Origin of the sequence: Plebeiibacterium sediminum, from assembly GCF_026013605.1 — a bacterium.
GTDB classification, from domain to species: domain Bacteria; phylum Bacteroidota; class Bacteroidia; order Bacteroidales; family Marinilabiliaceae; genus Saccharicrinis; species Saccharicrinis sediminus.
In genome coordinates, this window is the sequence record NZ_JAPDPJ010000176.1 from 1 (window position 1) to 2,124 (window position 2,124).

The following is a 2,124-nucleotide window of genomic DNA, read 5'->3' on the forward strand; positions in this document are numbered from 1 at the left end:
TTGCCAACTGCAAACCCTGCTACGGCAGCAATGGGCTTGCCTATGTTGTTGGTAGCTTTCATAAAGTCAATCTTTGTACCTCTTGAAGTTCTCCTGGGGGTACTTGACGTTGATTTTTTAACTGCCATGTTTTCTAAATTTTAATTATTGATTCACAATTATTTATTGAAGCTTGATGCTTCCTAAATCTTCTTTATTGGTGGTTTTCTTGGGAGATGATTTCCGTTTTGCCGGAGTGCTGTCTTTCTTTCGGAACATGAGATAAGCTCCTGTACCAACAAGAGCTGCAACACCTAAACCAATACCGACTTTTGCACCCTTACTCAGTTTCTTTTTGCCTGTTGCAGTAGGATTCGGTGTAGTCGATTGTGGTGTGTAGTTCCCGGATTTCATTATGGGTTGGGGAGTATAACTGCCGGACTGTGGCATAATACTATTTGATGGAGGCATCACGCTGTTTGTAGGTGGAGCATAAGCCTCGGTTGTAGGAGCTGCCTGATTGGTAAACTGAGATACTGCTTCTGTTGCCGGAGCTGCTTTTTTGAATTTACTCTTAACCTTTGTAAAGATGTTTTTGATAGGCTTTAACCAACTTCCGATTTTTGCCAACACACCACTTGCTGCGGTTACTGAGGCTGCTGTGGCAACTGCACCCATATTGCCCAATTCTGCCAATTCGCCAATGGCTTCCAAGCCTTTCAAATCGGCAAGTAAACCGTCAATGCCTTTTAGGGAGAAGTCTGAACTCTTTTGCTTTGCACCTTTGAGGATTGCTTTTCTAAGGTTGGATTCTTTACCCTGTAAACCTTTGAATAGCTTACGAACCTTGCCGTGTGTCTTTTTTAGTTTGGCATGTTTTGCCGGGTCGATGTTGTATTTGCTTGCAAGATTATCGGGTAAATAGGCGTATTGCAATTTCTTGGCTATACCGAACATATTTAAACGTAAGGCTGCCAATAATCCGCCTCTGATTGCAATGGATAGAGGATTAAATCTTACAATTGCCTTAACTACTTTCTTGGCTACTTTGCCAATCTTTTTGCCCACACGTTTTATGGCTTTGAAGAATCTGCCTCTACGTCTTTTTCTTCTTCCTAAACCGTCCATTTCATCGTCCAACTCATCTAATTCAGCCAATCCCTGGATGGCTTCTGAATCGTATTTAATCAGACCTTTTTCAGCAAGCTTTTCTTCAATATCCGATAGCTTATCCAATACGGCATCTCGCTGTGGCGTATTCCAAAACTTGATAGCCTGGTCCAACATTGAAATGAATTGGTCTGGGTTTTGGACGTGAGCCATTTTATCCTTGTTATCCCTGTTCTTTAAGAGATAATTCCGGGTGCGGACTAAATAGTTATATGTGGCATCTTCTGCATCACCTAAACCACTTATGGCATCGTCAAAGTCAACACCTGAAACAATGGCAATAAGGTCTTCATGGTTGGTTTGTGCCTGAACACCGCCAGCCAAATCAATTCCTGATAGAACAGATATGGGTAATCCTAAAGCACTTGTGCCTGTTATGCCGTCAATACCACGTAGCCCTGCTAATTGTAGCGGAGACATATCAAAATCAGAACGCTCAAAACTGTAAGGTTTTTGGTAATCGAACTTTGAGAGAACAGGGTCGATAACGATTTCATCTTCGGAATCGCCAACCGCAGGGACAATCACATAGATATGCTGAAAGTTCTTTTTACCGTCATACTTGGTAATGCGGAGCTTGAAGGGAATACCCAAACACTTTAAAAGCGAACCCACAAAAATGCTGTAATCATCACAATCAATTCCTGACTCTGATTTGCCTTTCTGTTTGAACTTGATTTGTCCATCTAACCAGGAGCGAGATGGAGTGCGGAGCTGTTCCGTTCCATCATCGTCTTTATGGTACTGCAAGTAGTTGTACGAAAAGTTGAAAATATTCCGACAAGTCTCTTTGAGTGAATCACCTTGTAGGTTACTTGCCAGTTCTTCAACTTCCCGAAAATGCGTACCAATAATATCAATACAGCTTTCAACGGTTTCGATTACGTTGCCGTTTTTTATAAATGTGTCCTGTCCGTTTGCCTTTTTTATAAGGTGGTTGAAACGTTTACCGTTTTGGGTGTTTCGTGGGCCGGA

Annotated in this window: 1 protein-coding gene; it reads right to left on the reverse strand. The window is 42.0% G+C overall.

Annotated elements, in window-relative coordinates; genetic code table 11:
• Positions 1 to 162: 162 nt before the first annotated feature.
• A complete protein-coding gene (locus OM075_RS24885; RefSeq protein WP_301193270.1) occupies positions 163 to 1,899 on the reverse strand; it encodes a hypothetical protein in 1,737 nt (578 codons plus the stop codon).
• Positions 1,900 to 2,124: the final 225 nt, after the last annotated feature.